Consider the following 4252-nt stretch of genomic DNA (forward strand, 5'->3'; position numbering starts at 1 on the left):
GCGCAGTTGACGCTGATGAACGGCTTGGAAGCGCGGCGCGACTTCTGGTGGACGTAGCGGGCGATGACTTCCTTACCGACCCCGCTTTCGCCGGTGATCAGGATCGAGGCGTCGGAGCCGGCGACCTGGTCGGCGAGGGTCAGCACCGCCTTCATCGCCGGGTCGGCGACGACCATCGGCCGGTTGTCGTCGGTCACGGCGGCGAGGACGGCGGCGATCAGCTCGGCGTCCGGCGGCAGCGGGATGAATTCCTTGGCGCCGGCCTTGATCGCCGCGGCGGCGCCCATGGCGTCGGCGCCGACGCCGCAGGCCACCACCGGCGCGCGGATGCGCTCGGCCTCGTTGGCGGCGATGAGGCCGGCGATGTCGAGCTCGTAGTCGACCATCAGGAGGTCCGCGCCCTGGCCCGCGCGCAGGGCGTGGGTGGCGGCGGCGATGCTCTCCACGTGGCTGACCTTGGCGCCCGCGCTCATCGCCATCTTCACGGCGGTGGACAGTTGCCCGTTCAGTTTGCCGACGACCAGAAGCCGCATGGTTGGTCTCCTAACTCCGACGAAGGACGGCGATTAGGCCGCGCCTTCACCGTCCTTGATGATTTCGGTCATGGTCACGCCCAGGCGCTCGTCGACGATGACGACCTCCCCGCGGGCGACCAGCCGGCTGTTGACGTAGATGTCGATGGCCTCGCCGACCTTGCGGTCGAGCTCGAGGACGCTGCCCTGGGCCAGCTCCAGGAGCTGGGCGACCGACAGGCTGGCCCGGCCGAGCACGGCCGAGATGTTGACCGGCACGTCGAAGACCGGCGCCAGGTGGGGGGCGGTCTTGTCCTCGGCGGAGGAGGCTTCGGGCAGAGCGCCTTCGCCCTGCGCGAATTCGTCGAGCTTGAGGTCGTTCTCGGACATGGCGGTCAGCCTTCCGTTCCGGGGATCAGGGGTTCGGCGTGCAGGCCCTCGGCGGCGAGGGCCGCCTCCAGCGCCGCGGCGACACGGGTCTGGGCGGCTTCTGGATCGAAGGCCGCGGCGCCGTCGCCGAAATCGAGGGTGAAGGCGTGGCGGTTGAGGCCGGGCTCGGCGCGCACCGTCACCTGGCCGGGATAGCCGACCGCCGAGACCGTGTTGCCCAGCCGCTCTTCGACGTAGGCCGCCATGTCGCCGCCGACCTGGATGACCAGGCGCGGCGCGCTCTCGATCTCGCGGGCCAGAGCGTCCAGCGCCGCCTGCAGCGGGGCCTCGGGGAAGCGGTCGAGGGCCGCGTCGGCGATGGCGCGGCCGCAGGCCAGGGCGAGCTGGGCCGAGCCGATGCGGTGGTCGTGGGCCACCTCGGCCAGCTTCGGCATCGCCTGACGGCACTGGGCGGCGACTTCGGCCATGGCGCGAGCCTGGGCGGCGTTGACGCTCTGCAGGCCGGCCTTCTCGCCGTCGGCGTAGGCCTCGCGGCGGATCTGCTCGACCTCGTCGGGGCTGTAGCTGGTCTTCGGGCGCGGGGCCTGGAAGGCGACGCCGCCGCCGGCGTCGAACTCGGTGTCGAAGCTGAATTTCTGAAGCTCGGACATCAGTAGACCAGCTCGTCGTCGCCGCCGGCCCCCGCCAGCATGATCTCGCCCTTGGCGGCAAGGTCCTTGGCGACCTGGACCATGGCCATCTGCGCCTGATCGACGTCGCGCAGGCGGACTGGGCCCATGGCCTCCATGTCCTCGCGCATGATCTTGGCCGCGCGCTCGGACATGTTGGAGAAGAACATCTCACGCAGGGTGTCGGAGGCGCCCTTCATGGCCAGGGCCATGGAGTCCTTATCGACGCCGCGCAGCAGGGTCTGGATGCCGCCGGGATCGAGCTTCGACAGGTCCTCGAAGACGAACATCAGCGCCCGGATGCGCTCGGCGGCCTCGCGGTTGCGCTCTTCCAGAGCGGTGATGAAGCGGGCCTCGGTCTGGCGGTCGAAGGCGTTGAAGATGTCGGCCATCATCTCGTGGCTGTCGCGCTTCGAGGTGCGCGCCAGGTTCGACATGAACTCGGTGCGCAGGGTCTGCTCGATCTTGTCGAGGATGTCGCGCTGCACCGGCTCCATGCGCAGCATGCGGGTGACGCATTCGAGCGCGAAGTCCTCAGGCAGGGCGGCCAGCACGCGCGCGGCGTGCTCGGACTTGATCTTCGAAAGCACCACCGCGACGGTCTGCGGGTATTCGTTCTTCAGATAGTTGGCGAGCACGGCCTCGTTCACGTTGCCGAGCTTGTCCCACATGGTCCGGCCAGCCGGCCCGCGGATCTCCTCCATCAGGGCGTCGACCTTCTCGCCCGGCATGATCGAGGCGAGCAGCTTCTGGGTCTGCTCGAACGAGCCCATGATCGCGCCGGAGCCCGAGACGCCGGAGACGAACTCGACCAGCAGGTCCTCGACCGCCTGGGAGGTGACGGTGCCGAGGCCGGCCATCGCCTGGGAGATCTCCTTGATCTCCTCCTCGTCGAGCTGCTTCCAGACCTGGGCGTGCTCCTCGCCCAGCGCCAGCAGGATGACCGCCGCCTTTTCGGGACCCGACAGCTTCGACGGGTCGGAGATGCTCTTACCCTTGGCCATCAGCTCGTCTCATGCAGCCAGCCGCGGAGGATCGAGACCGACTCCTCGGGGTGTTTGTCGACGAACTCCGAGACCCGGCGGACGGAGCTGGCCTTCACCTGGCCTTCGATGCGGGCGATGTCGATCTTCTGGTCCAGCTCGCCGGGACCGGGCAGGGCCAGGTTCCCGCCGCCGGCCTGGCCGGCGATCTGCATCGGCTGGCCGTCGGGGCTCATGGCGAGCTGGGCGACCTGAGGCGCCGCCAAGGCCATGGCGGCCGCGCCGCCGGCGGCCGCGCCGCCGCCGCCCATCGCGCCCTTCAGCAGCGGGCGAACGATGAACAGCATCATGAGCAGGGCGACCAGCACCAGCACGCCGAGCTCGGCGCCGCGCATGATGTCGTTCTTGTCGAAGCCCATCAGCGGGTTGGCGGCCTCGACCCCGCCCGCCGTGGCGTCGGAGGGGAAGCGGACGTTGATCACGCTGACCTGGTCGCCGCGCTCCTGGTTGAAGCCGACGGCGGTGCGGACGAGCTGCTCGATCCGCTGCATCTCCTCGGCGGAGCGCGCGGTATAGGCGCCGGGCTTGCCGTCGGCGCCGGCCGGAGCGGTGGCCCCGTCGACGGCGACGGCGACCGACAGCCGCTTCACCTGGCCCGGCTCCTGGACCTCGGTGCGGACGGTCTTGGAGATCTCGTAGTTGGTGGTGCTCTCCTGGCGGCCGCTGGCCGAGGAGGTGTTGTTCACGTCGGCGCCCGGGCCGCCGGGGATGTTGGCGGCGGCCGATACCTGGCCGGTGGTCTGCGGCTCGTTCTCGCGCGCGTTCTCGTCGGTCGTGGATTCCGAACGGATCACCTGGCCGTCGGGGTCGAAGGTTTCCTGCTGGACGGTGACGCGGGCGAGCTCCAGGTCGGCCGTGACGTTGACCCGGGCCTTGCCGGGGCCGACGACGCCTTCGACCAGCTGCTTCACCTGCTTGGCTATGCGCTGCTCGACCTCGGACTTGCGGCCGTCGGCCTCGGCGGCCATGCCGGTCTCGCCGCCCGACAGGGTCTTGGCGTGCTGGTCGACGACGGTGACACGGTCGGGCTTCAGGTTGGGCACCGCGCCGGCGACCAGGTTCTGGATGGCGCGGACCTGCTCGGCGCTCGGCTCGCGGCCGCCGACGCCGATGTTGACCGCGGCCGACGGCTGATCGCCCTCCTCGTCGAACAGCTGGCGCTTGGGCAACACGAGGTGGACGCGAGCGGCGTTGACGCCCTCCAGGCCGCGAATGGTGCGGGCGAGCTCGCCTTCCAGGGCGCGCTGGCGATTCAGCTGCTGGACGAAGTCGGTCTGACCGAGGGTGTTGGACTCGTCGAAGATCTCGTAGCCCACGGAGCCGGCGGTCGGCAGGCCGCGCGAGGACAGCATCAGGCGGGTGGCGGCGACCTCGTCACGGGGCACGAGGATGGTCGAGCCGTCGCCCTTGACCTCGTACTTCGTCCCGGCCTGATCGAGGGCCTGGGTGATCGAGCCGGCTTCCTTGAGGTCGAGGTTGGCGTAGAGCAGGGCCTTGGGCTCGCCGAGGTTCATGGTCACGGCGACCAGGACCGCGGCCACGCCGGCGCCGATGCCGAGGATGGCGGCCAGCCGACCGATGCCGAACCGCTGAAGCGCACCAATGAACTGGCCCAACCCGGCGCCCCTTGCCCCGAAAA

Annotated in this window: 5 protein-coding genes; all 5 read right to left on the minus strand. The window is 70.1% G+C overall.

Annotation, left to right across the window (positions count from 1 at the left end):
* A partial coding sequence (locus tag ACILRF_RS14840; RefSeq protein ID WP_395674233.1) for a sigma 54-interacting transcriptional regulator occupies positions 1-533 on the minus strand: 533 nt, incomplete at its 3' end.
* A gap of 33 nt (positions 534-566) precedes the next feature.
* The gene (fliN, locus tag ACILRF_RS14845) at positions 567-902 is read right to left on the minus strand and encodes a flagellar motor switch protein FliN (protein WP_395674235.1); all 336 of its coding nucleotides are present in this window, start codon (positions 900-902) and stop codon (positions 567-569) included.
* 5 nt (positions 903-907) lie between these two features.
* Complete coding sequence (locus ACILRF_RS14850) at positions 908-1552, minus strand: flagellar assembly protein FliH (RefSeq protein WP_395674237.1); 645 nt, start codon at positions 1550-1552, stop codon at positions 908-910.
* Positions 1552-2574, minus strand: a complete 1023-nt coding sequence (fliG, locus tag ACILRF_RS14855; RefSeq protein WP_395674239.1) for a flagellar motor switch protein FliG — start codon at positions 2572-2574, stop codon at positions 1552-1554. Before fliG ends, ACILRF_RS14850 begins: the two co-directional genes overlap by 1 nt.
* On the minus strand, positions 2574-4229 hold the full coding sequence (gene fliF / locus ACILRF_RS14860) for a flagellar basal-body MS-ring/collar protein FliF (protein ID WP_395674241.1): 1656 nt from the start codon (positions 4227-4229) through the stop codon (positions 2574-2576). Before fliF ends, fliG begins: the two co-directional genes overlap by 1 nt.
* Between the last annotated feature and the right edge of the window lie 23 nt (positions 4230-4252).

The organism is Phenylobacterium sp. (genome assembly GCF_044236515.1).
Classification (GTDB): Bacteria; Pseudomonadota; Alphaproteobacteria; order Caulobacterales; family Caulobacteraceae; genus Phenylobacterium.